Source organism: Proteus sp. CD3 (genome assembly GCF_008808075.1).
GTDB lineage: Bacteria > Pseudomonadota > Gammaproteobacteria > Enterobacterales > Enterobacteriaceae > Proteus > Proteus appendicitidis.
Genome location: NZ_CP019686.1, coordinates 2,155,670 through 2,182,195 on the forward strand (window position 1 = coordinate 2,155,670; position 26,526 = coordinate 2,182,195).

Sequence of the window (26,526 nt, forward strand, 5' to 3'; positions counted from 1 at the left end):
AGAGAAAGTAAAGAGGGTTCCAATGCGGGAGCAGTCACCTTTAGTGACACTGAGAGAACTGGCACAGACAGCGGCTGAACAAGCCGCTATTCAACTGGCTCAGGTCCGGCAGAGTCATCAACAAATGGAACAGCAACTCAATATGTTGATTGGGTATCAGGATGAATACCGTGTACGTCTAAATGAAACGTTGAATTTAGGTGGGATGTCATCAGCATCGTGGCAAAACTACCAACAATTTCTCAAAACGCTCGAATTGACTATCGAACAACATAAACAACAACTTCAACATTGGCAGGCGCAGCTTGATCTTGCAACTGAACAATGGAGAGAAAAACAGCAACGACTCAATGCATTTGAGACTTTGGAGCAACGGGCTGAAGATAGCCGTAAGCGACATCTTGATCGTATTGAACAGAAACAAATGGACGAGTACGCACAGCGTAGTACTTTACGGAGAACAACTTGATGGAGATAACGCTTCTGACCATGGATGTCGCTGCAGCCTCTCCGGGAACGACATCCGCTTCAAATAGTCAGCCCGGTGATAATGCCCCGACATTTGCTCAGCTTTTGGGCTCTCAACCCCAAAATGCACAGAGTGATAAAAAGACAGCCAATATCACAAACCATTCAACGAAAGAAAACAAAGCACATTCACACTCTGATGAAGACAAAACAAAAGAAGACGGTAGTCATCTTGTGTCTGTCACCACAGAACCCAATGTGATAGAAGAGCCATCTCTTGAGAAATCTCAACTGACTCTTACTTTGCCGGATAATGAACAATTTGCGGCTATCGTTGAAAATAAGAACCCGTCTTTATTAATGTCAGCGGAAGAACTCGCGGCTGAACTTCCTGTTCAGTTAGCAGGGCTACCTGGATTAAAACGACTTACCCTTCCCTCAGAACAACTGACTCAAGCATTACAACAGCCTCAATCAGTTAAACTTGGTGAAGATTTAACCTCGTTAGCACGTACTATTTCAAAAGATAGCGATATGTCGGACTTCAACCTTACCGACAAGCTTAACCTATCAAAATCAGATGAAAAGTCCTTGTTAACCCAGCTACGTCCAGAGACAGCGACATTAGCAACAGAAAGTATACTTGTTAGTGCTAATCAAACAGAAAAACCTTCTGCGAAAAAAGTCGATAGCATCGCCACGCTTTTAACGCCAACGGCAGAAAAAGTGAATGCATTGCTAAACGGCGATAAGCAAGTTACGAATGCAAAATTAGTGGACAATGTTGCTCAGCAAATGGTGGCAAGTAATCGCGCTGTAGAAAGCGATCTTCACAACACCCTTTCGACCTCTTCTTCTTTGGCTTCGCAAAGCATTACAGGTCATGCTCACTCTTCAACACAACCACAAATGCAATTTTCACCGATGGCAACACAGGTATTAAATGCACAAGTGGGAACACAAGAGTGGCAACAGCAACTGAACCAACAAATTGTGATGTTTAGCCGTAATGGCTTACAAAAGGCAGAACTACGTTTACACCCTGAAGAGCTAGGTTCATTGCATATCCGCATGAAAATAGAAGATGGGCAAGCACAGTTACACCTTGCTTCACAAAACGGACAAGTTCGTTCTGTATTAGAAAATGCCATGCATCAATTGCGTCAAGCCCTCTCTGAAAATGGGATCCAGCTCACGCAAAGTCAGGTGTCTAGCGACACTCATGACAGTTGGCAACAACAAAATATGTCAGATTCCTCTCAATTTAGTGGAGATGGTGCCGATAATCATCAAGGAAGCGAGGGTAATTCTCTGCAATTAGCCTCTGAAACGGCACTACAAAAGATAACCCTTACGCCTCAAGAATTAGCATCCGCTCGTGGTGGTGTTGATATTTTCGCCTAATACAAATGTATTGGGAGGAGACACTATGTCAATAAACGTAAGAGTTAATGGTTTTTTCCCTATCTGTTTCTGCAATTAAAAAACAGAAATAGCGGGATAATTAAGGTTGATTTAGATGGATATGGAAGTCCACAACAGTGAACACGTATCCACTACAAAACAGGAATTTAACTGTCCATGTCTAATTACAGCAATGAACGTAAAAGCTATAGCTTAATTCTGATCATCGTATTATTGGTGATCGCCATTATTGCAGCGGCATTCGGTGGATATAGTTGGTGGGCATTGAAGCATGCTAAATCAGGTTCAGCGGGCACAAGTCAGCAAAAAGTTATACCAGCACCCGTTTTTATGTCATTAGAACCCTTTACGGTAAATCTAATTGATGACGAAGAACACTTAGACAGAGTGCTCTATATAGGGATCACATTAAGATTGCATAATGAAGACACTCGTAAGCGTCTACATGATTATTTACCTGAGGTTCGTAGCCGCTTGTTATTACTGCTTTCTCGTCAACAGGCTAATAAGCTCGCGACAGACAATGGAAAACTCCAGCTAATGACGGATGTAAAAGAAACGCTGAGACCGACTCTCGTACCGGGAGAATCTGAACAGATCCTCTCCGATGTACTGTTTACCACGTTTATTCTGCGATAATCATTATGAGCGATAATATCCTTTCACAGGCAGAGATTGATGCTCTGCTGAATGATGACACATCAGGTGACGACGCCAAAAAAAGCGCGAACAGGGAACCTGCGATAGCGAAGGATCCGAATGAACCGGATATTCAGCCTTATGACCCCAACACGCAACGTCGTGTGGTTCGAGAACGTTTACAGTCGTTAGAAATTATTAACGAGCGCTTTGCACGTCAATTCCGTATGGGGCTGTTTAACATGCTCCGTCGTAGCCCTGACATTACTGTTGGTGGCGTTAAAATTCACCCTTATCACGACTTTGCTCGTAATTTACCTGTGCCAACAAACCTTAACTTGGTGCATTTAAAACCTTTACGAGGAACAGCATTATTTACCTTTGAACCGAATCTGGTTTATATCGCGGTAGATAACCTGTTTGGTGGTGATGGCCGTTTTCCAATCCCTGTGGAAGGGCGTGAATTTACCAACACAGAGCAGCGGATCATCAACAAAATGTTGAAACTGGCACTTGATGCCTACCGTGATGCTTGGGATTCCATATTCAAAATTCAGGTGGAATATGTTCGTTCTGAAATGCAGGTGAAATTTACCAATATCACCTCATCACCGAATGACATTGTTGTTACGACACCTTTTCAGGTAGAAATTGGTTCAATGGTTGGGGAATTTAGTATTTGTATTCCATTTGCCATGATTGAGCCATTACGTGAACGACTGATCAATCCACCAATTGAAAATGTTCGTCAAGAAGATGGGGTTTGGTTAGATAGTTTAGTCAACCAAGTTCAGCATTCAGAGCTTGAACTGGTCGCAAACTTTACTGACATCCCACTGCGTTTATCAAAAGTGTTAACACTTAAAAAAGGGGATGTTATCCCGATTGATAAACCAGAAAGATTGATTGCACATGTTGATGGTGTGCCCGTATTAACAAGCCAATACGGTACAGTAAATGGGCAATATGCCCTTCGTGTTGAACACCTAATTAACCCTGTTTTAAACGCTCTGGATGAGGAACAAACCAATGAGTGATGCAAATCGCCCAACTGATAATTCACAATCGGCTGAGGATATGTGGGCTGATGCAATGGAACAGCAAACTGGGAAAAGCCAGGATAATAGTTCCGATCTATTTGAACATCTTTTGCCTGAAGACGATGCACTAAACCATCTATCTGACATCAATTTGATTATGGATATTCCAGTCAAATTAACAGTAGAGTTAGGTCGCACCAAAATGACTATTAAAAAATTACTTAGCCTGTCACAAGGTTCTGTGGTTTCACTCGATGGTTTAGCTGGAGAGCCTCTTGATATTCTGATCAATGGCTATTTAATTGCTCAAGGTGAAGTTGTGGTTGTTTCTGATAAATACGGTATTCGTATTACCGATATCATTACGCCATCAGAACGTATGCGTCGTCTGAGCCGTTAATCTATGGAACAGCTTCCTTCCTTTTCCAGCCAAGGTGCGGTAAATACTACCGCACCAGCTACAACACAAACTGTTCAAACACCTACACAACCGTTGCCTGTAGGTCAAAGCCTTGCTCAAGTTAGCACGGCACTTGCGGGCATTATCGTTCTGATTATTGTTGCTATGTGGTTATTTCGCCGTTTTGGTTTTACCCGTGGTTCATTTAAAGGAACGACAGCACAACTTAACGTCAAAGCAAGTTGTTCATTAGGTGCGAAAGAGCGTGTGGTGGTGGTTGAAATAGAACAGGAATGGCTCGTATTAGGGGTAACTGCGTCGCAGGTAAATCTGCTGCATAAATTACCCATCCCTGATAAAGCCTCGCAGGAAGCGACCTCATCACCAACATCGCCATTGTTTACTCAAATATTACAAAAAACGCTAAAGCGAGATAAAGGCAACTCATAATGCATCAGTGTGTCACTTTTTTTAACGCATTAAAGCGTTGGCGTCTCTTCGCTAGTGTGCTGGTTTTAATCTTATTACCTAGCAGTGCGTTTGCCCAATTTCCGGGTGTTATTACACAGTCTTTACCGGGTGGTGGTCAAAGTTGGTCATTACCAGTACAAACATTAATCTTCATTACAGCTTTAGGGTTTATTCCTGCTGTTTTGCTGATGATGACCAGTTTTACCCGCATTATTATTGTCCTTGGATTATTACGTAATGCTTTAGGTACACCTTCTGCTCCCCCAAACCAAGTTGTTCTTGGTTTGGCATTATTTATGACCTTTTTCATTATGGCACCAGTTTTTGATAAAATTTATCAAGATGCCTATATGCCATTTACTGAAGATCAAATTACCTTCGAGCAAGCCTTAGAAAATGGTTCTAAACCTTTACGCCAGTTTATGATGCAACAAACTCGTGAAACTGATTTAGCGCTGTTTGCTCGTCTTGCCGATGCGCCTGCGTTTGAAACTCGCGAAAGTGTACCAATGCGTATTTTGGTGCCGGCTTATATTACGAGTGAGCTAAAAACCGCCTTCCAAATCGGTTTTATGATTTTTATTCCTTTTCTTATTATCGACTTAGTGGTTGCCAGTGTGTTAATGGCGTTAGGTATGATGATGGTGCCACCAGCCACAGTGTCATTGCCATTTAAACTGATGCTTTTTGTTTTAGTTGATGGTTGGCAATTAATACTAGGCTCGCTTGCACAAAGCTTTTTTAATTAGCGCTGAGGTAATCCCATGACACCAGAATCCGTCTTAGCACTAGGTACTGAAGCGATGAAAATCGCTTTATCACTAGCAGGCCCTCTTTTATTGTCCGCTCTGGTGACCGGTCTTGTGATCAGTATGCTTCAAGCTGCAACACAGATAAACGAAATGACATTATCGTTTATTCCCAAAATCCTGGCTGTATTAGCCGCTATTTTAGTTGCGGGTCCTTGGATGTTAAGTTTACTTATTGATTATATGCATAACTTATTTACAAGCATTCCTGGGATGATTGGTTAATAGCAATGATAACCCTGACCAGTGAAATGCTTAACGGCTACATTAGTGATTTTTTCTGGCCATTTGTGCGTATACTCGCCCTTTTTAGCACTGCGCCAATCTTTAGTGAAAAGCAGACGCCTAAAAAGTTTCGCATTGCGCTCGCCTTTCTAATTACCGCATTAGTTGCACCAGGCTTACCGCAAAGTAATGTGCCTTTATTCTCGATTATTGCCTTTTGGGTACTGTTGCAACAAATTTTGATTGGCACAATTCTAGGGTTATCAATGCAGTTGGCGTTTGCTTCTGTTCGTCATGCTGGTGAAGTGATTGGTTTACAGATGGGGCTTTCATTTGCCACCTTCGTCGATCCATCAGGTGGCCCTAATATGCCTATTCTGGCACGTATTTTTAATATGTTAACAATATTGCTATTTTTAGTATTTGATGGGCATTTATGGTTAATATCAATATTAGTTGATACGTTCTATGTTGTTCCTATTGGAAATCAAACCTTTAACTCTTTAGCTATTCTCACTTTAGTTCAAAGTGGTGGCACAATCTTTATTAACGGTATGATGTTAGCCATGCCATTAATCACCCTACTTTTAGTACTCAACCTTTCATTAGGTATTCTAAACCGTATGACACCACAACTTTCTGTCTTTGTGGTGGGTTTCCCTCTTACGCTGACTATCGGTATGTTAGCATTATCCATGATCATGCCTGCATTACCTGTGTTTACAGAGCGTGTCTTTAGCGATACGTTTAATCGCATCACATTGATATTACAGCAGTTGGTTTCTTGAAATTTCAGCTTATTAACTTTTAATTATTTATTTTTCAGCTCACTCATTAAAATTAATCTGTTTTCACCCTAGCCATTAATGCTTATTTATTCTACAATTCTTGTATATCATTTGCTATACAAGGAGACGTGATATGAAATCAGATGTACAACTTAATATTCGCGCTAAAGAATCACAACGCGCTCTTATTGATACTGCTGCTGAAATTCTCCATAAATCTCGTACTGACTTTATTCTTGAAACAGCATGTCAAGCTGCTGAGGATGTCATTTTAGACCGTCGAACCTTTAATTTAAATGATGCTCAATATGCCGAATTTATAGAAATTATTGATGCACCGGTTGATATTGACCCTGCTCTTGAAAAGTTATTAATGAGAAAACCATTATGGGAAAAGTAACAGCGCCTGAGCCGTTATCAAGTTCGCATGAAGTCGCTGATTTTTATAGTAGTGAAATTGTATTAGATAACTGGATAAAGCAAAGAGGTTTCAAAAACCAATTATTGGGTGCATCTCGTACTTTTGTGGTCTGTAAAGAAAATAGCCACTATGTTGTTGGCTATTATTCTTTAGCAACAGGAAGTGTTAATCATACTGAAGCCATCAACTCGATTCGTCGTAATATGTCAGATCCAATACCTGTTATCATTTTAGCTAGACTTGCCGTCGATATCTCTTTCCATGGAAAAGGTCTTGGCGCTGATTTATTAAGAGATGCTGTTTTACGTTGTTATCATGTTGCTGAAAATATTGGCGTTAAAGCGATTATGGTTCATTCTCTCACAGAAAATGCAAAACAGTTTTATCTTCATAATGGTTTTAAAGCCTCTTCAACACAAGAAAACACTTTATTTCTAGCATTAAAGAAATGAACTTGCCTCTCGCATTCAATAAAAAAAATCCCCTGATAAATAAATACCAGGGGTGATATCAAAATGTCTTAAGACAAAACTAAAATAATTAGCGGTACATCTTAAACATCGACATATCTTTCATGTCGTTAAAGACTTTATAAGAAGCCTGTAATACAGACTCTTCTTGGTAATAATCTGAAATCGCTTGTGTCCAATCTAATTCACGCAGTTCGCTTAAACGTTTTGCATTTCTTAAAGAAGTATCGGCACCTAAATCATCTAAGTTATCAAGTTCTTGAAGTTGTAGACCTAACTTCGCCTCAACACTAGAAATATTATTTAGCGTCGCACGGTTAACACGGTTTGCAGCATCAATTTTCTCTAATGCAGCATCACGATCAGCTTGTGGTTTACCCGCTAAAGGTTCACGCAATGCAGTAATAGCGCCATCTAATGCTTCAAAAATATCTGGAGCCGTTCCTTTACTACCTGAAGATTGTAATGTTTCGATCCCTGTAAAGTTAGTGACCATTTCAATATTACTATCTACTTTTTGGGTAATTTGCTTATCACCACCTTGATAGGTGATTTTGCCTGTTGCATCAGCAACAAAAGGTGGTTTATCTGATTGGAAGCCAGCAAAAATATAACGACCCACACCATCTTTTGTATTACCAATACCCACTAGCTGGTCTTTTAAACCCTCTAATTGATCAGCTAAAGATGCACGGTCTTCGTCGCTTAATGTGGCATCATTACCCGCTGCAACCAGTGTTTCTTGAATTTTAGTGGTAATATTCACCATTTGGCTTGCTAAGCTCATTTGCAAAGACATGCTGTTTTTGGCAAATCCACGAGCTGTCGCATACTGCTGATTGCGCGATTCAGATTGTTTCACCATCACCGCTTGAGAAGCCGCCATGGGATCATCTGATGGTTTTTCAACACGACGACCGCTAGAAATTTTATTCCCTTCAGTCATCCATTTACTTTGCGAACCAGTGATATTGTCCACTCGCTGGCTAAAAATTTGATTTGAACTTAAACGCACCGTGATATTCCTTATTCTGATGAGGGCTTAGAGAACTTGCATAATTGCATCAAACATACTGTTTGCTGTTTGAATAACTTTTGCATTTGCCATGTAATATTCTTGAATGCGATACATCTCGCCATACTCTTCATCCAAGTTCACGCCAGAAACAGACTGTTGTTGTTCTACAATACTTTTAGTAATAGAAACCTGAGCATCAAAGTCAACTTGAGCGGTATTCACTTTATTACCGACCATACTGATCAATGAGCCATAACCACCAGCAATTGTTGTTTTACCATCAATAATTTTTTCATCAGGTAACTCAAACAGTTTTTTCATGTTTTCGTTATCGCTTGGGCCAGTATCTTTAGAGCCTGCTGCCGCAATTTTGCTAGGATCATTCAAGGCAACTTTCATACCAGCAATCACGTTACCCACAGATTGAACGACAATAGAATCGTCTTTTTGTGGTGTACCATTAACTTTGATACTCATCCCCTCGAATTCTAATTCGCCCGTTGCACCGACTTTAGCTGCAACTTTACGACCACCCGGCTCTACCGTCACATTCCAATTGCTGCCGTCGTATTTAACCGTATAGTCAGCGGCTTTCACTTCTTTAGTGTCAGTGTATTTCACATCAAAGGTGGCATTACCTTTGTTTTTGCCGTTTGGCATAACATGAGCGCCACCAAGGTCAAAGAATTTTTCACCTTTGTCGCCATTTAAATCAAAACCTTGCTCATGCTGTTTATTAAATTGATCACCCAGCACTAACGCTAATTGGTTTAATTGGTTACGGCTTGGATCTAACACCTCTTCACGGCTACGATAAGCACCACCAAGTTCGCCACCCTTAATGCGTTTTGCATCCACTTCACGCATTTCATCAATGCCGTTGCTATAACCAATAACAAGGCGTTCGCTGTTTTGATTAGATGGAATAGCTGAAACTTCATAAGCGCGAGTACCAGAGACTAATGGCAAACCATTAGCAAATGTGACGTTAACAAAACCACCGTCTTGTTGAGTCACTTGTACATCAACCAGTGTGTTTAATTCTTGAACTAAACGGTCGCGTTGGTCTAATAAATCGTTAGGATCAGCGCCATTAAAGCCTTTAGAGCGGCTAATTTCGTTATTTAATTTTGCGATTTGTTTTGTATATTCATTGATATTTTTAGAGGTGTTTGTCACCTGACTATTAATATCTTTTTCTAAATCACGCAATGATTGGTCTGCTTTAGCAAACATATTGACCATAGCTTCCGCTTTACCAATAACCGTTGTACGCGCTGGGTTATCTTCTGCATTATTAGTTACATTCGGTAAGCTGGTAAAAAATTCGTCAATCGCACTCGAAACGTCATTCCCTTTATCTGCTAACAAATCATTAATTTGTGAGATATTTTGGGTATAGCTATTCAGTGCGCTTTGTTTTGACATTGCACGGTTCATTTGACCGGCAAGGAATTCGTTATATTCACGATGAATACGACTAACATTAACGCCATTACCGATATAACCATTACCGGTCATCGTACCGCTGTTTTCATTAAACACAGTCATTTGACGGTTGTACCATTTTACATTTTGGTTAGCGATGTTATTACTCACAGTGCTCATCGCAGCTTGTGCCGCATTAAGTCCGCTCATCGCTGTATTAATTAAACTGTTGGACATTTGTCTATCCTTTTACGTTTAGTCATCACCCGTATGCACGGAGCATAGCTGGCAAGTTAAATGGATGCTCTGGTCTTTATTATCGGTTCTTCCCCTCTAAACTTGAGGGGAAAATAATTAAAATAGGTCGCTTAAATCGTGAGTATAAGTTTTAGCAACTTGCTCACCACTTCCTTTTAATTGGCCAATAATTGAAACCAGTTTTTTGGCATAACCCGGATCGGTAGCATAACCTGCTTCTTGGATGCGGTAAGCCGCTTGTTCAGGGGTATGGGCTTGAGGTACTTTAGCGTAACGAGGGCTTTCAGTGATCAATCTGAGGTAATCTTGAATAGCTTCAACATAAGAGCCATAAACACGGAAATTGTCACGCATTTTAACCGAGTTACCATCGATCACTTCAGTTGTCATGATATTCGTAACAGGTCCTTTCCAGCTATTTCCTGCTTTAATACCAAACAGGTTATAACTCGGTTTACCGTCACCAGTTAGGATCTCACGTTTACCCCAACCTGATTCAAGTGCGGCTTGAGCAACAACTAAAAGATGGTGTACACCAGTACCTTCTGTGGCTTGTTTTGCTGGCCCTAACAGTTTTGATGCAAAAGAAGCACTGCTTTCAGATAAGCCCTTAAGCTTGCCAATCGTACTTTCAACTGCATTTTGATAAGGCTGCATCGCACGATAAATTTGTCCCAATGCTTGCGTTGGCATGGATTGAAATATATCGCTACCATCTAATGGCATTGGCGTTTTACCCGCCATTTCACTAGGGTCCATCGTAACTTTGGCAGAAAGTTGTTTTTCTATCATGTCAGCAAAGCCCAAGCCTTTTTGTGATAAGTCTTGAGCGATTTGTTGATCATAAAGAGAGGTGTACATCTTGGTACTTTCTGAGTTGAACATGCTTTCTTGAGGAATAGCATCACGCATGCTCTTTAACATCATTTGAACGAAAACACCTTCAAGTTGCTGCGCCACTTGGCGCAGCCCTTGTTGATCAGTATTTTGTCCAACCTGATATTTAAGTTTATTCAATGCATTACTGTCATATGCTGGCGTTGACATCGTCGGCATTGAAGAAAGCAGAGATAAATCTTTCATCAGATAATCTCCAATCTCGCACGTAAGCAACCCGCGCTTTCCATTGCTTGCAAAATTGACATTAAATCTGTTGGTGTTGCACCCAGTGCATTTAATGTGCGGATAACTTCGTTTAAGCTTGCACTTGCATTCACTTGTTGTAATGAGCCACCTTGTTCACTCATATTTACGCTGGTATTACGAGTTACAACCGTACTACCACCCGCAAACGGAGTATTAGGTTGGCTGACATTAACTTGGCTATCAACCGTAACGGAAAGGTTCCCTTGAGCGATAGCACAGCTTCCTAATGTCACATCACGATTCATCACAACAGAACCAGTTCTTGCATTAATGATCACTTTCGCATCTGCAACTACACGTTTAATTTCAAGGTTTTGAACTTCAGCCAAGAAGCGGACTTGTTCACTTTTACCAATAGGAACACGTAGTTGAACTGTACGGGCATCTAAAGGGATCGCCGTGCCCACACCGCGCAATTTATTAACAGCATCAGAGATGTGTTGTGCCAAAGTGAAGTTTTCTTCATTCAGTTGTAGATTCAGCAGACCTGTTTGACCAAATTGCGAAGGTAGTTCACGTTCAATGATAGCGCCGCTGCTAATGCGTCCACCTGCTAACTGGTTAACTTTAACGCTATTCCCCCCCGCAGATGCACCCGCTCCCCCGACAATAATATTGCCTTGTGCTAAAGCATAAATCTGATTATCAACACCTTTTAATGGTGTCATCAGCAACGTACCACCACGTAAGCTTTTTGCATTACCTAAGGATGAAACAACAACATCGATTGATTGCCCTGTACGACCAAAAGGCGGTAATTTTGCAGTTACCATTACCGCTGCAACGTTTTTCAATTGCATATTGGTGCCAGGTGGTACGGTGATCCCCAATTGAGAGAGCATGTTATTCAGACTTTGCGTGGTAAACGGGGTTTGCATTGTTTGGTCACCCGTTCCATCTAATCCCACGACCAAACCATAACCAATCAGCGCATTTTCTCTTACCCCTTCAACAGAGGTGAGATCTCTGATCCGTTCGGCATGAGCGGAAAAACCGACACATGTCATCACGATAAAGAAAAGGCTCATCGCTATTTTTTTCATCTGGACCCTACTCATTAAAAAGGTGATACATTTAAGAAGAAGCGTTGTAGCCATCCCATAGACTGTGCTTCATTGATATAACCGTCTCCGATATATTCAATACGAGCATCAGCAACTTGGGTTGAATTTACGGTATTAGCACCACTGATTGTTCTTGGGTTCACAACACCTGAAAAACGGATAAATTCAGTACCTTGATTGATAGCAATTTGCTTTTCACCGATAACGTGCAGGTTTCCATTGGCAAGAAGCTGATCGACGGTAACAGTGATGGTGCCTTTAAAGGTATTGTTTGCGTTTGCGCCACCTTTACCGCCAAAGTCACTGTTTCCTTCCATTCCCATATCAGCACGGCTATTACCAAACAATCCTTCCAAAAATCTTGGTGTGATCGAAGCAAGGAATCCTGCTTTGCCATTACGGCTCGCATTTGCGGATGAGTTTTTGCTTGCACTCACGTTTTCTTGCAATGTAATTGTTAGCGTGTCACCAATATTTCGAGGACGTCTGTCTTCAAATAGCGGTTGATAACCAAAATAAACAGGCTGAGCTGACTGAAAAATAGAGCCATTAGGCGCAGGCGCTGTTGGTGCCGTTGGAACCGCCGTTGTGTTACCTTCTACCAACGGTTTTTTGGGTATATGTGCGCATCCCGCCAGTGTCAGTACCAACAGGGCGGTACCTAAACGTTGATGACGACGCCATCTGACACTAAGCTTTCTTGCCCCAGAATTGTCAGTAATGACCTTTGTATCCATCTTCGATACTCTTTTAGTAATACGCCTGACAGGAAATCCTGTCAGGCTAATAAACAAACGAAATTAGAGTTGCGTTAGTTTCTGTAACATCTGATCAGATGTTGAAATCGCTTTACTGTTAATTTCATAAGCACGTTGAGTCTGGATCATATTGACCAGCTCTTCAGCTACGTTAACGTTAGAGGTTTCAACATATCCCTGATACAACAAGCCTGCGCCGTTGATACCTGGGGCATTCTCAGTAGGTGCGCCAGAACTTGCCGTTTCTAAGTACAAGTTTTCACCGACACTTTCTAATCCGCTGTCATTAATAAAGGTAGTAAGTGTTAATTGCCCAACTTGTTGTGGAGCCGGATCACCGTCTATCTCAACACTGACAGTACCATCACGACCAATCATCACTTTTTTGGCGGTATCAGGCAAAATGATGGCTGGAACAACTTGGAAGCCACTCGTTGTCACTAATTGCCCATTTTGATCCATTTGGAATGCACCATCACGGGTATAAGCGTCTGTACCATCTGGTAACTGAACATGGAAGAAACCTTGTCCTTTAATCGCCACATCACGAGTCCCGTTTGTTGGCGCTAAGTTACCTTGGCTGTGTAAACGTTCAGTCGCAACAGGGCGAACACCGGTACCAATTTGTAAACCTGATGGTGCATTCGTCTGCTCTGATGTCATGGCACCTGGTTGACGAATTGTTTGGTACAGTAAATCTTCGAAAACCGCACGTTGGCGTTTAAAACCATTAGTGCTGACGTTTGCGAGGTTGTTGGAAATCACATCCATGTTTGTCTGTTGTGCATCCAACCCAGTTTTAGCAATCCATAAAGAACGGATCATGGTTTTCCCCTTACACTATTTAACTCATTGATAGCAATTGGTTAGCTCGTTGCGCATTATCATCGGCGCTATGAATAACCTTCATTTGCATTTCAAAACGTCTTGCGTTTGCTATCATATCGACCATGGCTTCTGCTGGATTAACATTACTGCCTTCTAACACACCAGCTAACACCTTCACGCTATCATCCGCAGGTAATTCCTCACCAGCACGCGCAGTTCCTTTTGGTGATAAATGGAATAAACCATCATCGCCACGAACTAAATCGTTTTGCTCTGGTTTTACCATTTTCAAGCGACCAATTTGACCCAACATTTTTGGTGGATCAGTCGGTACATGCGCCGTCACAATACCGTTATTGGCAATACTGACATTTGCTTGAGCAGGTACTTCAATCGCACCGTTATCGCCCATTAACAAACGACCTTGTACCATCAACATGCCATCAGCGTTACGCTGAATATTACCGTTTCGGGTATAGGCTTCAGTACCATCTTCAAGTTGAACCGCTAAATAGCCGTTATCACTTAACGCAACATCCATTGATCTGCCGGTATAGTTCATCGTTCCTTGACTTTGATCGCTACCAGGCGTGGAGGCTACCGTTAATGTACGAGTTGGTAAGGTATCGCCATTGACAGGTACGGCTCGCATTGCACTAAGCTGCGCTTTAAATCCCGGCGTTGATGCGTTTGCTAAGTTGTTCGCCACGACAGCTTGATTTTCCATCGAGTGTCTGGCGCCGCCCATCGCGGTATAAATCACATGATCCATAACAGATTATTTCCAGCGTTATTAGCGCAAGCTAACCAGAGTCTGCAGGATCTGATCCTGAGTCTTAATGGTTTGTGCGTTTGATTGATAGTTACGTTGAGCAACGATCATATTGACTAACTCTTGGCTCATATCCACGTTAGACGCTTCTAATGCGTTATTGGTTAATTTGCCGAATACACCAGAGCCAGCAACACCCACGATTGGTGAACCTGAACCGTTAGTTTCAGACCACATGTTGTCGCCTTGTGAGCTTAAACCACCAGCATTTGCAAAGCTAGCGAGTGCGATTTGGCCAACAACTTGGCTTTGTTGGTTTGAGTAAGTCGCCATGATGGAGCCATCTTGCTCAATACGGAAATTGGTAAATTCACCTGCTTGGTAACCATTTTGCGCTAATTTAGAAACACTTGATTCTGATACTTTTTGCTGAGTACTGCCGGCGAAATTCAGTTCAATAGTACTTGGAGCTGAACCATTTAAAGAAGCAATAGCAAAGCCTGGTGTTGCTGGAGGTGTCACTGCCGCTGGTGTGAATTTATTTAGAACACCACCCGTTGTATAGTCTAATGTACCTAACTCTTGGTGAGGTGTTGGCGCACCACCCGCTGTTTTAGTTGACGTATCTTGACCGTAAACTTTCCATTCATTGTCTTTTGTTTTTACAAAGAATAAGTTCAGGTTATGTTCATTACCTAAGCTATCGTAAGTGGTAACGTTAGTACTAAAGTTGTATGTATCGCCATCTTTAGCATCAAATGGAGCTTTAGCGGGTTTATCTTCACCAGAGTTCAGGTTAACCGCCATATCAATTTTGTTGGTTGCGCTGGCATTCATCATATCGGTAGGAATAACGATAGGTGTTGGTGTTGCCCCTTTTTGAACAACGTTTTTACCATCAACAACTTGTACTGGATAACCTGTAATACGCATACCTTGCATATTAGTCAGGAAACCATTTTTGTCTTTACCGAATTCACCATTACGTGAATAGAAAACGCCACCGTTTTGGTCTTCAATGCGGAAAAAACCACCGCCAGAAATCGCTACGTCTGTTGGGCGGTTAGTAGTTGTGATACTACCGTCTTTAAAGTTTTGGCTAATGCCTGCCACTTTAACACCCAGACCTGCACCAGAGCCGGCGAAAACGTCAGCAAAAGAAACAGTTGCACCTTTAAAGCCATAGGTTGCGGAGTTAGAAATGTTATTACCGATAGAATCTAAGTTAGCGGCTGCTGCGTTTAAACCACTTACTGCTTGTGAAAAGGACATGCGCCCTCCAAGTTGAATATGTGTTAGTTAAAGAACCTGACGAATTTCATCCAATGAAACGGTATTACCTAAGCCAACATCAAGGCGGGCGCCACCATCCACCATGGACACACTATTCACCAGCGCATAATTCAGTGTCTTAACAGGGACCTGAGCATCATTAAGCGTGGCGTTAACGGTAAATTTATAACTTCCTGTAGGAACAGGATTGTCATCTTCATCTGTACAATCCCAAGAGAAGTTATAAACATCCGGTAGCATTTTTTTGTCCATTTTGATTGTACGAACGGTTACACCACTAGCATTAGTGATGTTTATCGTAAGAGAATCGGTTGGACTGAGTAATTCAAAACCAAAAGGTGTTGAAAAAAGGTGTTCACTGTCAGGTGTATTTGGGTCAGTATCATCTGCTTTATACGTTCCCATTTGCTGACGTGTTTTCTCATTTTGAGTATCAGGTGTTGGAATTGTGTCATCCCCATCGCCGGGTTTTTCAGTCTCGCCTGTACCATCGGTTGGCTGAAAGACAACAATTTTATTACCAGCAACCATGACACCACGGCCAACGAGAGAAGAAGCTCGCAACGCCTGACTTTGATCAATCTGTCCAACAATGTTATTCACTGTTTTATTCAGTGTCTCAATGCCTTCAACCGTTGAAATTTGAGCTAACTGGGAAGTTAACTCATTATTTTGCATTGGGTTTGTTGGGTCTTGATTTTTCATCTGAGTGATGAGAAGCGTGAGGAAATTCCCTTTAATATCATCACTACCCTTTTTTTTCGTATGATATGAAGAAGGTGCATCCCCGATAATGGTATTATCATAAGGTTCATTCATTGAGGAGGAAATGCCCACAATTTATTCTCCCTATTGACCTATCATCAGTGTTTTTTGCATCAGCGATTTTGCCGTGTTCATCACTTCGACGTTAGCTTGGTAACTTCTTGATGCAGAGATGGTGTTAATCATTTCACCCACAACATCAACATTCGGCATACGTACATACCCTTTTTCATCGGCAAAAGGATGTCCCGGCTGATATTCCATACGAAATGGTGCAGGATCATCCACCACTTCAGTGACACGAACACCGCCAACTTCTTGGCCAGCGGGTGCGTTTACCTGAAAAACAACCTGTTTTGCACGATAAGGATCGCCATCTGGACCCGCAACACTGTCAGCGTTTGCCATATTGCTGGCACTCACGTTTAAACGCTGTGATTGCGCTGAAAGTGCTGAACTTGAAATATCGAAAATACTAAATAAAGACATGCTCTTTACCCTACTGTTGCAATACAGCCATCATGCTTTTAACTTGCGAGTTAATAAATGTCACATCAGCCTGATACTTAAGGCTATTGTCAGCAAAATTACTACGTTCCATATCCATATCCACGGTATTACCATCCATCGCAGTTTGATGAGGCACGCGATAGAGTAAGTCCGCTTCTAAGCGATAACCGGGTTTGATCGGGATATGACGATCTGATGTCATTGCCAATTGCATGCCATGACTACCAGTACGTCCATTTTCAATGGTTTTCTTCAATTCAGAAGCAAAATCAATATCACGAGCCTGAAAGCCTGGGGTATCTGCATTAGCGATATTCGCAGCGAGAATTTCTTGGCGTTTATTGCGTATTGAGAGCGCTTCTTGTTGAAAATGAAACGTATTTTCTAATTTATCGAGCATCTTCTATCCTTGGTGGCTAAGCCACGTACCTCAGCTGATAAAACAATTTCAGTTGACAGAATAAACGCTCAAAAAAAAGATGATTGGAGGAATAGGCGTAAATTGGATTGCTATTTATGCGTTTAAGGCGTGCAAAGTCGATGTACACTGTTGTTGCTAAATAATGGCAAACGCACAATTAGCATCAACTCTGTAAGGTGATACAAATTATGTTAGTTAGAACTCTTATCGGTCTATTTTCTTTTTTCTTTATGATGAATGTGAGTATTGCGAAATCACTCCCTGAAGAACTACAAGATTTCTTTGTCGCACTTCATCAACAAGGCGATAAAGTGACTGTGACAGTTTTAACACCAGAAGATAAATGGCCAGTCTGCCAAACACAAGAGATCCAAGGTCATGCTGGCTCCCGTAATTGGGGACGTCTTTCAATTCCAATTCAGTGTGATAAACAGCGTCGTTTTATTCAAATTGATGTTAGCGTTAATGGTAAATACTTAATCGCGAAAAAAGACATTAATCGTGATGACATCATTGAAACTTCTGCCGTTAGCATGGCAACGGGTGAGTTAGAAAAATTACCTTATGATGTATTACGTGATCCTGCATTAATTAAAAATGCGATCGCAATGCGACAAATATCCGCAGGAAAGCCTTTAACCTCGACAATGGTTCGTCGCCCTTGGGCTATTTTGGCGGGACAAACCGTGACTGTATTTGCACAAGGTCCCCACTTTCAGATCCGCTATGAAGGTAAAGCCGTAAACAATGCTGTCGCCAATGAAACCATTCGCGTAAGAGTTAAATCAGGTCAAATCGTCACTGGCGAAGCACTTGAAGATGGCTCTGTTCGTATCCCTCTTTAATAGATTAAAAAGCTGATAAGCAGAATAAGCCTATATTAAATTGCTTGTTACCCGTTTCAGTTATGGCAAGCCAAGGTAAACTCTCTTACGTTACATTTTTACTCTAAATAATTTCGACAATTTAAAGCATCAATATCGATAAATGTTTATAGATAAATGTAGATACTCTAAATAATTTAAGTTGTAGCTAGGCGGCAAATGAATGAGTCGCTAGGAGCATACATAAGTATGTGACTAGTGCGAGTGAATGTAGCTAACAACGCTACAGCTTAAAGTATGACGAGTAGTGTGACTAGCGCGAGTGAATGTAGCCAACAACGCTACAGCTTAAAGTATGACGAGTATCACGACTAAGATTAAAGTTTTTGATTCTACAGCCGATATAAAGAACCAAGATGATAGGCGAAAACACATAGGTTGTTTTACAATGGCTTCATCTGACTATTAATTGATGCCTAACAAAGGATTTTCCTATGAGTATTGAACGCACAAATCCACTGCTTCCGATTAACGCAATTGCACAACGAAACCCGAGTGAAATCACTCAAGGCTCTCGTAAATCGGGAACAACTGAACAAAAAACGGCAACAGGCGACACCTCTGTAAAACTGAGTGAAGCACAGAAAAAACTTGTTCAACCGGGAAATAAAGATATTAACGTTGAGAAAGTTGCTCGCTTAAAAGAAGCAATTGCCAACGGAACATTAACCATGGACAGCGGTAAAATTGCGGACGCTCTTTTCCGTGAAGCTGCTGAAAGCATAACTCAATAATATTTTAATGATTATGATGGAAGAACTCCGCCAGACTTTAGATCTTCAATTATCACAGCTTAATACCATTGCGGGTATTTTACGTACTGAACAGCAGTTATTATGCGCAGGTAATATTGATATCAATGCATTGCATGAAGTCACTGAACAGAAGAATTTTGTCTTGTCGGCTTTAGGTCATACAGACCAACAGCGTCATACGCTAAGCCTACAAGCCGGTGTAGAAAAACCTTATACAGGGTTACCGTTCTTATCTGATTTATGGGCGCAAATAATCGACATCACGGCGGAGTTAAGATATCTGAATCAACATAACGGATTACTACTTGATCAACACATCGCTCGTAATAGTGATGCTATCCGTTTTTTGCAGAAGAACCACAGCCCCACCCTTTATGGTTCTGATGGGCAAGCACAACGTTCAACACTGGCTGGACGCAAAATTCAAGTTTAGGTTCTTTCGATAATTATCAGAATTCACACAAAACGCCATCAATATTGATGGCGTTTTGCTTTGCTGATAAAACTTTGCTGACAAAGCACTACTCACTTTAAGCCACCAACAACTCACACTGCTCTATTATTTATCGTCTTTTTTGTGACACATCATTTCGCTTATCTGAACCTTGGTTTTATTGGCGTCTTTATTAATGCACCTTTTCATACACGGCTAAAAATAAACAGCACGCGCTAACACATCGCCCCTTCAGTTTTATCAACATATAAAAAAAGACCACTTAATAAAGTGGTCTTAGATTTAGATAATGGCATTATTAGCGAGAACGATTAATGAGGTTGCCCACCAATCATTGACGTCATACGAATGCGACGACCTTCACTGATTTCCATATTCGACAACACAGCTAACTGTGGCAAGCTACGACGTAAGAAACGTGACAATAATGAACGTAACGCATGATTGACTAATAAGACAGGCGCGCCACCCGACATCTCTTGATGACGTACCGCATCCGCGGCTTGTTGTTCAATATTTTCAGCCAGCCCCGGCTCTAAACCGCCACCACTTTGCATTGCTTGAACAAGAATACGCTCTAAGCTTGCATCCAATCCAATGACTTGGATTTCATCTTGATCACCAAACCAGTGTTGTGTAATCGCACGACGAAGTGCAACACGCACAACTGCTGTTAATTCAGCCGGATCTTTCTGCTCTGGTGCGTGCTCTGCTAAGGCTTCTAAGATGGTTCTCATATCACGAATAGGCACTTGTTCAGACAGCAAGTTTTGCAATACTTTGTGCAATACTGTGAGTGAAAGCATATCTGGGATCATATTTTCTGTCATTTTAGGAAGTTCTTTACTCACCCTATCAAACAACATTTGTGCTTCTTGACGACCAAATAATTCCGATGCGTATTTCGCTAATGCATGGTTAAAGTGCGTTGCAATAACGGTACTGGCAGCAACAACGGTATAACCCTGAACCTGAGCTTGTTCTCTTAAGCTGTCATCAATCCAAACAGCAGGTAAACCAAATGCAGGCTCTTGAGTAATATCGCCCTCTAAAGAGCCAACGGCATTACCCGGATTGATGGCTAACCAACGACCTGGATGCGCTTCACCGTGACCAATCTCAACCCCTTTCATTAGAATGCGATAAGAAGAAGGTCTTAATTCCATATTGTCTCGGATATGAACAACAGGAGGAAGATACCCTGTTTCCTGAGCAAACTTTTTACGGATACCACTAATTCGACCTAGCAATTCACCATTTTGGCGGCTATCTACCATTGGAATTAAGCGATACCCTACTTCCATCGCTAATGGATCTTCAAGTTGTACATCTTCCCATGAAGCTTCAACAACACGGTTTTGTTTTTCAACTTCTTCCATCTCTTTTTGTTGATGCACTTCAGGGTTCGCGTTGCGACGTAAGATATACCAACCTAATCCACCTAATGCTGCGGTGAAGAAAAGGAAAACAAAGTTAGGCATTCCTGGCACTAAGCCTAACAGACCTAGCACACCCGCGGTTAACATTAGAACGCGAGGATTATCAAACAGTTGGGTAACCATCTGTTGCCCAACATCTTCATCTGTGGCAACACGAGTAACGATAACACCCGCTGCTGTTGAGATAATCAATGCAGGGATTTGAGCAACCAGACCATCACCGATGGTTAAAAGGGTATAAGTCGTTGCCGCATCGTTTAATGCCATTCCGTGTTGAGCGACACCAACAATAAGCCCGCCCACCACGTTAATCACAAGGATCATTAAGCCTGCGATGGCGTCACCACGAACGAACTTACTCGCACCATCCATTGAACCGTAAAAGTCGGATTCCAATGAAACTTCTTTACGACGTTTTTTTGCTTCGTCTTCGTTGATAATGCCGGCATTCAGGTCAGCATCGATTGCCATCTGTTTACCCGGCATTCCATCTAACACAAAACGCGCACCAACTTCAGCAATACGTCCCGCACCCTTGGTGATAACCATAAAGTTAATCAAAATAAGGATGATAAAGACCACAATACCGATAGCAAAGTTACCGCCAACAAGGAAATGGCCAAAGGCCTCAACAACACGCCCTGCGGCTGCTGGCCCTGTATGCCCTTCCATTAAGATGATACGAGTTGAAGCCACGTTTAATGATAAACGTAACAACGTGGTAAACAGCAAAATGGTAGGGAAAGCAGCAAAGTCCAGCGTACGTCGAGTGAACATTGCGACCAACAGCACCATGATGGAGAGTGCGATGTTAAAGGTAAATAATAAATCCAATAGAAAAGGTGGCAATGGCAATACCATCATTGACAGTATCAACAAGATAAGCACTGGCCCTGCCAGTATCTGCCACTGAGAACTTTTCCAATTTCCCGGCAAGCGGAGTAATGAGGCCAAATTAGCCATGACGATTATCTTCTCCAGCAAAGTCCAGTGCGGGAGGCACTGGCAAGTTCATAGGTTGTTTAGGTTTTAAACCACCTTCGGTTTTCCATCGTTTCAGTTGATAAACCCATGCAAGCACCTCGGCAACCGCAGCATAAAGGGTTGAAGGAATTGCATGACCTATTTCACTGTGACGATATAACGCCCTAGCAAGCGGTGGCGCTTCTAGAAGCGGAATTCGATTTTCTGCACCAATCTCTTTAATTTTTAACGCAATCGCCCCTGCACCTTTCGCTAACACTTTAGGCGCGGTCATTTTGTCGTTATATTGCAGTGCAACAGCATAGTGTGTTGGGTTCGTAACAATAACGTCTGCTTTTGGTACATCCGCCATCATTCGGCGGCGAGACATTGCATGTTGTTGCTGACGGATACGCGCTTTAAGTTGCGGATCACCCTCTTGCTGTTTAAATTCATCTTTAATTTCTTGGCGCGTCATACGTAGCTTTTTTAAATAGCTACGAATTTGGAAAATAATGTCGAATGCCACCATTGGTATCAGCATAAAAACGGTAATGTAGACGGCAAAAATCAGCAGTTGCATCGCATTGGCTAGCGCACTAAGCGGTGCAAGCGTGATCAGATGGAGAATATCGTTCCAGTTGTGCCATAAAAAAATAGTTGCGGCGATCCCCACAAACGTTGATTTCAGTATCGCTTTAAATAACTCTGCTAACGCATTCATAGAAAAAATACGTTTTAATCCAGAAATAGGATTCCATTTTTTGGGATCGAACTTAATGGATTTACTACTAAAGTTAATCCCACCTAATAAGGCAGAGGCACCTATTGCCACGATCACTAACCCCAAAAACACGGGGGATAGCGCAAAAACAGCTTGTTTAATCAAGCTACCAAATCGAGGGATCAACAAATTCTCATTACCAATAAGGTGATGATTAAACGTAAACCCTTCTGTTAACATGGCATGTAGCCCACGAGTGATAAATCCACCACTCATCCACAGCAAACTTACACCACCCAAGATCATTAATACGGACGATAGCTCTTTAGAACGGACAATTTGTCCATCCTTTTTGGCTTTTTCCCGTTTATGGGGTGTGGGTTCCTCTGTTTTTTCGAGATCGCTATCTTCAGCCACAGTCTGTCCGATTTAGATATTGAGATTAAAAGCATGAATGAAATGACTCTAAGCATGACAAATTCAGAGGAAATTGATGGGCTGAACAATCGCAAATTTACGGGGCTTTTTGGGCTATGACGGTATGCAGTGAAAAAACAACCCAATGATAAAAGTGAAGATATAAGCAATATTGGCGCTAATTATAAGGAAATCAGCAAAATTTACAGTAAAATTGAGTAATTTTACTTTTGATGTTTATTTCAACAACTTCAAAAGCCGCTTAAAAAAAGCGGCTTACATTTTCTTCAATAGCGTGGGCTATTAAAGCATTATTACGTGATTTTTTATCCATAAAATACACCATCCTAAAAGAGCTGAGCATAGAGCGAATGCGTCCTGCATATCTCAACGTCCTTATCGCCCTAAAACTCATTAGAAGGTTAGAAACCTAAACTTTCCAGTAAATCATCAACTTGATCTTGATTTTTGATCACGCCAGCGTTGTTTTTATTAACCTGTGGACCATTTAATAAAGAATCAGTCTCTTTCTTCACATTAGACTTTTCAAGTTGCTCTGGTGGCAGGTTTTCCATTAATACCATCACGAGTTGTTTTTCAATTTCTTGAACAACACTCATCATGCGTTTAATAACCTGGCCGGTCAGATCTTGGAAATCCTGTGCCATCATAATTTCCAATAACTGACTGTTAGTAAAAGCCGCACTCTCAGGGATATCCCGCAAATAATTGCGGGTATCGGTTACAAGAGAGCGTACATCTTTCAGCTCTTCTGGCTGTTCAAACCATTGGTCCCAACGTTCAGTAAGCTTAGTCGCATCGGCACTTAACGCATCCTGTTTAGGCTGCGCAGCTTCGACACAGTTCAATGTACGCTCAGCTGCCTGAGCGGTCATTTGAGCAACATAGTCCAGACGTTCCCTAGCGTCAGGGATGGCTTCTGCTGCTTCGGCTATTGCTTTATCCAATCCTAATTCTCGCAAACTGTCGCGTAACATCCGCGTCAATTGTCCGATCCGGCTGATAATATCAGATGTCATTTCAATATTATCTTTCGGCATAATTGGATTCCCACTCATTGCGACTCCTTAGATGCCCAGTTTTTCAAAAATTTTATTTAGTTTTTCTTCAAGAATTGCTGCTGTAAAAGGTTTAACTACATATCCACTTGCACCGGCTTGCGCTGCTGCAATGATATTTTCTTTTTTAGCTTCAGCGGTTACCATGAGTACTGGTGTTGCTGCAAGTCCCGCGTCACTACGAATATTTTTAAGAAGCTCTAGACCATCCATGTTTGGCATGTTCCAGTCTGTGATCACAAAATCGATTGCCGAATTGCGTAATTTAGCTAACGCGTCAGCACCATCTTCTGCTTCTTCTACATTCGTAAATCCTAATTCCTTTAGCAAATTACGAACTATGCGGCGCATTGTTGAAAAATCATCAACCACTAAAAATTTCAGATCCTTACTTGCCATTGAAAACTCCTTCAAAATATATCGGCAAATTACTGTGTTGCTTTTTAAACTGAACTTAATCAGATACGCAATGATTGTGTGCTACTGATTTTCATCAGCACAGCTTTACTCATTGCGCTTATGCTTTTCACCTCGTCTACTGCGCCTAATTCAACCGCAGCACGAGGCATGCCAAAGACGACACAACTCGCTTCATCTTGTGCAAAGGTATAACTACCTGCACGACGCATTTCTAATAAGCCAGCAGCACCATCACTGCCCATTCCGGTTAAAATCACACCGATGGCATTACGTCCCGCATATTTTGCGACAGACCTAAATAGCACATCGACAGAAGGACGATGACGGTTGACCGCAGGCTCTTTATTAATGTGGATCTGGTAGTTAGCACCATTACGACGAAGCTCCATGTGATAATCACCTGGCGCAATATAAGCATGCCCAGGTAATACACGTTCGCCATCTTCTGCTTCTTTTACACTTATTTGGCATAAACGGTTTAATCGTTCTGCAAATGAGTGTGTAAACCCTGCGGGCATATGTTGCGTAATTAATATCGCAGGGCTGGTAATAGGTAATGGTTCTAGAAAATTACGAATAGCCTCTGTGCCACCAGTTGATGCGCCTACCGCAATCAACTTTTCACTCGAAATCATCGGTGTAAATGACAATGATTTAGAAGGCGGTGCTTGTACTTCTCGGCGATTAATCCGTGCCTGTGCAGCAGCACGAATTTTTTCGGCAATCAGTTCACTATAAGCCATCATACCTTCACGCAAACCAAGCTGTGGTTTAGTCACAAAATCAACTGCTCCCAGTTCTAACGCTTTTAACGTCACTTCTGAGCCTTTTGCTGTTAATGATGAGACCATAACGACAGGCATTGGTCTTAATCGCATCAGTTTTTCCAAGAAATCAATACCATCCATACGTGGCATTTCAACGTCTAACGTTAATACCTGTGGGTTGTACTTTTTTATTAAGTCACGAGCCACTATAGGATCTGGGGCACAATCAACAACTTCCATATCGCTATGACTGTTGATGATTTCTCGCATGATTTGACGCATTAGCGCCGAATCATCAACACAGAGTACCGTTATTTTATTCATAACCTCTCCTTGCTGGTGTCAGCCCGTAAACGGTATGCCCATGCAAGTAGAAATCCTTGCTAAGCTGGCTTACATTTTCAGAATGTCCAACAAACAGCATTCCGTCTGGCTTAAGTAATGAGGTAAAGCGGTTAAGTAAGGTTTGTTGTGTCGCTTTGTCAAAATAGATCATGACATTACGACAAAAAATCGCATCAAAACTGCCTTCTAAATCCCATTGCTTGTCGAGTAAATTCAAATACTGAAAAGAGACCATCTCGCTAATTTGCTGTCTAATTTTCACGTATCCTTCAAAATCGCCGACACCTTTGAGAAAATATTTTTTCAAATATTCATCATTTAATGTTTTAAGCTCTTCCTGTCGGTAAACACCTTTTCGTGCTTTATCCAACACATTAGTATCGATATCGCTGGCAATAATTTTGGTTTTATAAGGGTTATTCCCAAAAACATCGCGTAAAGTCATCGCAATTGAATAAGGTTCTTCTCCAGTAGATGCAGCTGCACACCATACTCGGTAGACGCCTCCTGCTCTTTTTCTGGCATGTTTTGCCAAAATAGGAAAATGATGCGCTTCCCTGAAAAATGCGGTGAGATTGGTTGTTAATGCATTTACAAACTCTTGCCATTCAGGGTTGCGAACATCACTTTTAAGAAACGCAAGATAGTCACCAAAGTTATTCATCCGTAATTCACGTAACCTCCTAGTGAGACGGTTATAAACCATCTCCCTTTTGTTGTTAGTCAGCACAATACCTGCCTTTTGATAAATCAATTGGCATATAGATTGGAACTGATCATCGGACAACATAAACCGTTGGGTAAAAATATCCAACGGTTGAGCAGCGATATCTGATAAGACTTCAGTAACATTACGTTTCAT

31 protein-coding genes are annotated in these 26,526 nt (G+C 41.6%); 14 read left to right on the plus strand and 17 right to left on the minus strand.

Annotated features, from left to right (window positions below):
• Positions 1–22 precede the first annotated feature (22 nt).
• The 11 genes from fliJ to BTA34_RS09840 all read left to right on the plus strand — a co-directional run bounded on the left by fliJ (position 23) and on the right by BTA34_RS09840 (position 7,138).
• Entirely contained in the window at positions 23–469 is a 447-nt protein-coding gene (gene fliJ, locus BTA34_RS09790) for a flagellar export protein FliJ (RefSeq protein ID WP_006533149.1), read from the plus strand.
• Positions 469–1,872: a flagellar hook-length control protein FliK gene (locus BTA34_RS09795; protein ID WP_151435473.1), complete on the plus strand. Its 1,404-nt coding sequence runs from the start codon at positions 469–471 to the stop codon at positions 1,870–1,872. The genes fliJ and BTA34_RS09795 overlap by 1 nt, the downstream gene beginning before the upstream one ends.
• A 177-nt stretch (positions 1,873–2,049) precedes the next feature.
• A complete protein-coding gene (gene fliL, locus BTA34_RS09800) occupies positions 2,050–2,532 on the plus strand; it encodes a flagellar basal body-associated protein FliL (RefSeq protein ID WP_006533151.1) in 483 nt (160 codons plus the stop codon).
• Positions 2,533–2,537: 5 nt separating this feature from the next.
• A complete protein-coding gene (fliM, locus tag BTA34_RS09805; RefSeq protein ID WP_151435474.1) occupies positions 2,538–3,569 on the plus strand; it encodes a flagellar motor switch protein FliM in 1,032 nt (343 codons plus the stop codon).
• Complete coding sequence (gene fliN, locus BTA34_RS09810; protein ID WP_023581830.1) at positions 3,562–3,972, plus strand: flagellar motor switch protein FliN; 411 nt, start codon at positions 3,562–3,564, stop codon at positions 3,970–3,972. The genes fliM and fliN overlap by 8 nt, the downstream gene beginning before the upstream one ends.
• Positions 3,973–3,975: 3 nt before the next feature.
• Positions 3,976–4,422: a flagellar biosynthetic protein FliO gene (gene fliO / locus BTA34_RS09815; RefSeq protein ID WP_151435475.1), complete on the plus strand. Its 447-nt coding sequence runs from the start codon at positions 3,976–3,978 to the stop codon at positions 4,420–4,422.
• Complete coding sequence (gene fliP / locus BTA34_RS09820) at positions 4,422–5,192, plus strand: flagellar type III secretion system pore protein FliP (protein WP_151435476.1); 771 nt, start codon at positions 4,422–4,424, stop codon at positions 5,190–5,192. Before fliO ends, fliP begins: the two co-directional genes overlap by 1 nt.
• Positions 5,193–5,207: 15 nt before the next feature.
• Positions 5,208–5,477, plus strand: a complete 270-nt coding sequence (gene fliQ, locus BTA34_RS09825; protein ID WP_151435477.1) for a flagellar biosynthesis protein FliQ — start codon at positions 5,208–5,210, stop codon at positions 5,475–5,477.
• Between the two features lie 5 nt (positions 5,478–5,482).
• On the plus strand, positions 5,483–6,265 hold the full coding sequence (gene fliR / locus BTA34_RS09830) for a flagellar biosynthetic protein FliR (protein WP_151435478.1): 783 nt from the start codon (positions 5,483–5,485) through the stop codon (positions 6,263–6,265).
• Between the two features lie 133 nt (positions 6,266–6,398).
• Positions 6,399–6,665 (plus strand): DUF1778 domain-containing protein, encoded by a 267-nt coding sequence (locus BTA34_RS09835; RefSeq protein WP_151435479.1) that lies wholly within the window; start codon positions 6,399–6,401, stop codon positions 6,663–6,665.
• Positions 6,653–7,138 carry a GNAT family N-acetyltransferase gene (locus BTA34_RS09840; RefSeq protein ID WP_151435480.1) on the plus strand — a complete coding sequence of 162 codons (486 nt, stop codon included), beginning with the start codon at positions 6,653–6,655 and terminating at the stop codon, positions 7,136–7,138. Before BTA34_RS09835 ends, BTA34_RS09840 begins: the two co-directional genes overlap by 13 nt.
• An 88-nt stretch (positions 7,139–7,226) precedes the next feature.
• Here BTA34_RS09840 and flgL read toward each other — a convergent pair whose 3' ends face one another.
• From flgL to flgB, 11 genes are all read right to left on the minus strand, one after another.
• Positions 7,227–8,171 carry a flagellar hook-associated protein FlgL gene (gene flgL / locus BTA34_RS09845; protein ID WP_151435481.1) on the minus strand — a complete coding sequence of 315 codons (945 nt, stop codon included), beginning with the start codon at positions 8,169–8,171 and terminating at the stop codon, positions 7,227–7,229.
• A 27-nt stretch (positions 8,172–8,198) separates the two neighbouring features.
• Entirely contained in the window at positions 8,199–9,839 is a 1,641-nt protein-coding gene (gene flgK, locus BTA34_RS09850) for a flagellar hook-associated protein FlgK (RefSeq protein WP_151435482.1), read from the minus strand.
• 117 nt (positions 9,840–9,956) lie between these two features.
• On the minus strand, positions 9,957–10,943 hold the full coding sequence (gene flgJ / locus BTA34_RS09855) for a flagellar assembly peptidoglycan hydrolase FlgJ (RefSeq protein WP_151435483.1): 987 nt from the start codon (positions 10,941–10,943) through the stop codon (positions 9,957–9,959).
• Positions 10,943–12,049, minus strand: a complete 1,107-nt coding sequence (locus BTA34_RS09860) for a flagellar basal body P-ring protein FlgI (protein ID WP_151435484.1) — start codon at positions 12,047–12,049, stop codon at positions 10,943–10,945. The genes flgJ and BTA34_RS09860 overlap by 1 nt, the downstream gene beginning before the upstream one ends.
• 14 nt (positions 12,050–12,063) lie before the next feature.
• Positions 12,064–12,807: a flagellar basal body L-ring protein FlgH gene (locus tag BTA34_RS09865; protein ID WP_023581820.1), complete on the minus strand. Its 744-nt coding sequence runs from the start codon at positions 12,805–12,807 to the stop codon at positions 12,064–12,066.
• A 63-nt stretch (positions 12,808–12,870) separates the two neighbouring features.
• Positions 12,871–13,653 carry a flagellar basal-body rod protein FlgG gene (flgG, locus tag BTA34_RS09870; protein ID WP_151435485.1) on the minus strand — a complete coding sequence of 261 codons (783 nt, stop codon included), beginning with the start codon at positions 13,651–13,653 and terminating at the stop codon, positions 12,871–12,873.
• Positions 13,654–13,672: 19 nt separating this feature from the next.
• Positions 13,673–14,428 carry a flagellar basal body rod protein FlgF gene (locus BTA34_RS09875; protein WP_151435486.1) on the minus strand — a complete coding sequence of 252 codons (756 nt, stop codon included), beginning with the start codon at positions 14,426–14,428 and terminating at the stop codon, positions 13,673–13,675.
• 21 nt (positions 14,429–14,449) lie between these two features.
• Positions 14,450–15,700 carry a flagellar hook protein FlgE gene (flgE, locus tag BTA34_RS09880; protein ID WP_151435487.1) on the minus strand — a complete coding sequence of 417 codons (1,251 nt, stop codon included), beginning with the start codon at positions 15,698–15,700 and terminating at the stop codon, positions 14,450–14,452.
• Positions 15,701–15,727: 27 nt separating this feature from the next.
• Entirely contained in the window at positions 15,728–16,558 is an 831-nt protein-coding gene (locus BTA34_RS09885) for a flagellar hook assembly protein FlgD (RefSeq protein WP_151435488.1), read from the minus strand.
• A gap of 12 nt (positions 16,559–16,570) precedes the next feature.
• A complete protein-coding gene (gene flgC / locus BTA34_RS09890) occupies positions 16,571–16,975 on the minus strand; it encodes a flagellar basal body rod protein FlgC (protein WP_069367469.1) in 405 nt (134 codons plus the stop codon).
• A 10-nt stretch (positions 16,976–16,985) separates the two neighbouring features.
• Entirely contained in the window at positions 16,986–17,396 is a 411-nt protein-coding gene (flgB, locus tag BTA34_RS09895; protein WP_151435489.1) for a flagellar basal body rod protein FlgB, read from the minus strand.
• Between the two features lie 209 nt (positions 17,397–17,605).
• Here flgB and flgA point away from each other — a divergent pair, with 209 nt between their 5' ends.
• From flgA to BTA34_RS09910, 3 genes are all read left to right on the plus strand, one after another.
• Positions 17,606–18,262 (plus strand): flagellar basal body P-ring formation chaperone FlgA, encoded by a 657-nt coding sequence (flgA, locus tag BTA34_RS09900; RefSeq protein WP_151435490.1) that lies wholly within the window; start codon positions 17,606–17,608, stop codon positions 18,260–18,262.
• 473 nt (positions 18,263–18,735) lie between these two features.
• Positions 18,736–19,035 carry a flagellar biosynthesis anti-sigma factor FlgM gene (flgM, locus tag BTA34_RS09905; protein WP_151435491.1) on the plus strand — a complete coding sequence of 100 codons (300 nt, stop codon included), beginning with the start codon at positions 18,736–18,738 and terminating at the stop codon, positions 19,033–19,035.
• Positions 19,036–19,048: 13 nt separating this feature from the next.
• On the plus strand, positions 19,049–19,489 hold the full coding sequence (locus BTA34_RS09910; protein WP_151435492.1) for a flagella synthesis protein FlgN: 441 nt from the start codon (positions 19,049–19,051) through the stop codon (positions 19,487–19,489).
• A 332-nt stretch (positions 19,490–19,821) separates the two neighbouring features.
• On the opposite strand, the gene flhA is transcribed toward BTA34_RS09910, so the two are convergent.
• The 6 genes from flhA to cheR all read right to left on the minus strand — a co-directional run bounded on the left by flhA (position 19,822) and on the right by cheR (position 26,526).
• A complete protein-coding gene (gene flhA / locus BTA34_RS09915; protein ID WP_151435493.1) occupies positions 19,822–21,912 on the minus strand; it encodes a flagellar biosynthesis protein FlhA in 2,091 nt (696 codons plus the stop codon).
• Entirely contained in the window at positions 21,905–23,053 is a 1,149-nt protein-coding gene (gene flhB / locus BTA34_RS09920) for a flagellar biosynthesis protein FlhB (protein WP_151435494.1), read from the minus strand. Before flhB ends, flhA begins: the two co-directional genes overlap by 8 nt.
• Before the next feature lie 422 nt (positions 23,054–23,475).
• A complete protein-coding gene (cheZ, locus tag BTA34_RS09925) occupies positions 23,476–24,132 on the minus strand; it encodes a protein phosphatase CheZ (protein ID WP_151435495.1) in 657 nt (218 codons plus the stop codon).
• 9 nt (positions 24,133–24,141) lie between these two features.
• Positions 24,142–24,531 (minus strand): chemotaxis response regulator CheY, encoded by a 390-nt coding sequence (cheY, locus tag BTA34_RS09930; protein WP_023581807.1) that lies wholly within the window; start codon positions 24,529–24,531, stop codon positions 24,142–24,144.
• 59 nt (positions 24,532–24,590) lie between these two features.
• Positions 24,591–25,643: a protein-glutamate methylesterase/protein-glutamine glutaminase gene (locus BTA34_RS09935; protein WP_109373805.1), complete on the minus strand. Its 1,053-nt coding sequence runs from the start codon at positions 25,641–25,643 to the stop codon at positions 24,591–24,593.
• Positions 25,636–26,526, minus strand: coding sequence for a protein-glutamate O-methyltransferase CheR (gene cheR / locus BTA34_RS09940; RefSeq protein WP_023581805.1), 891 nt, complete (start codon positions 26,524–26,526; stop codon positions 25,636–25,638). Before cheR ends, BTA34_RS09935 begins: the two co-directional genes overlap by 8 nt.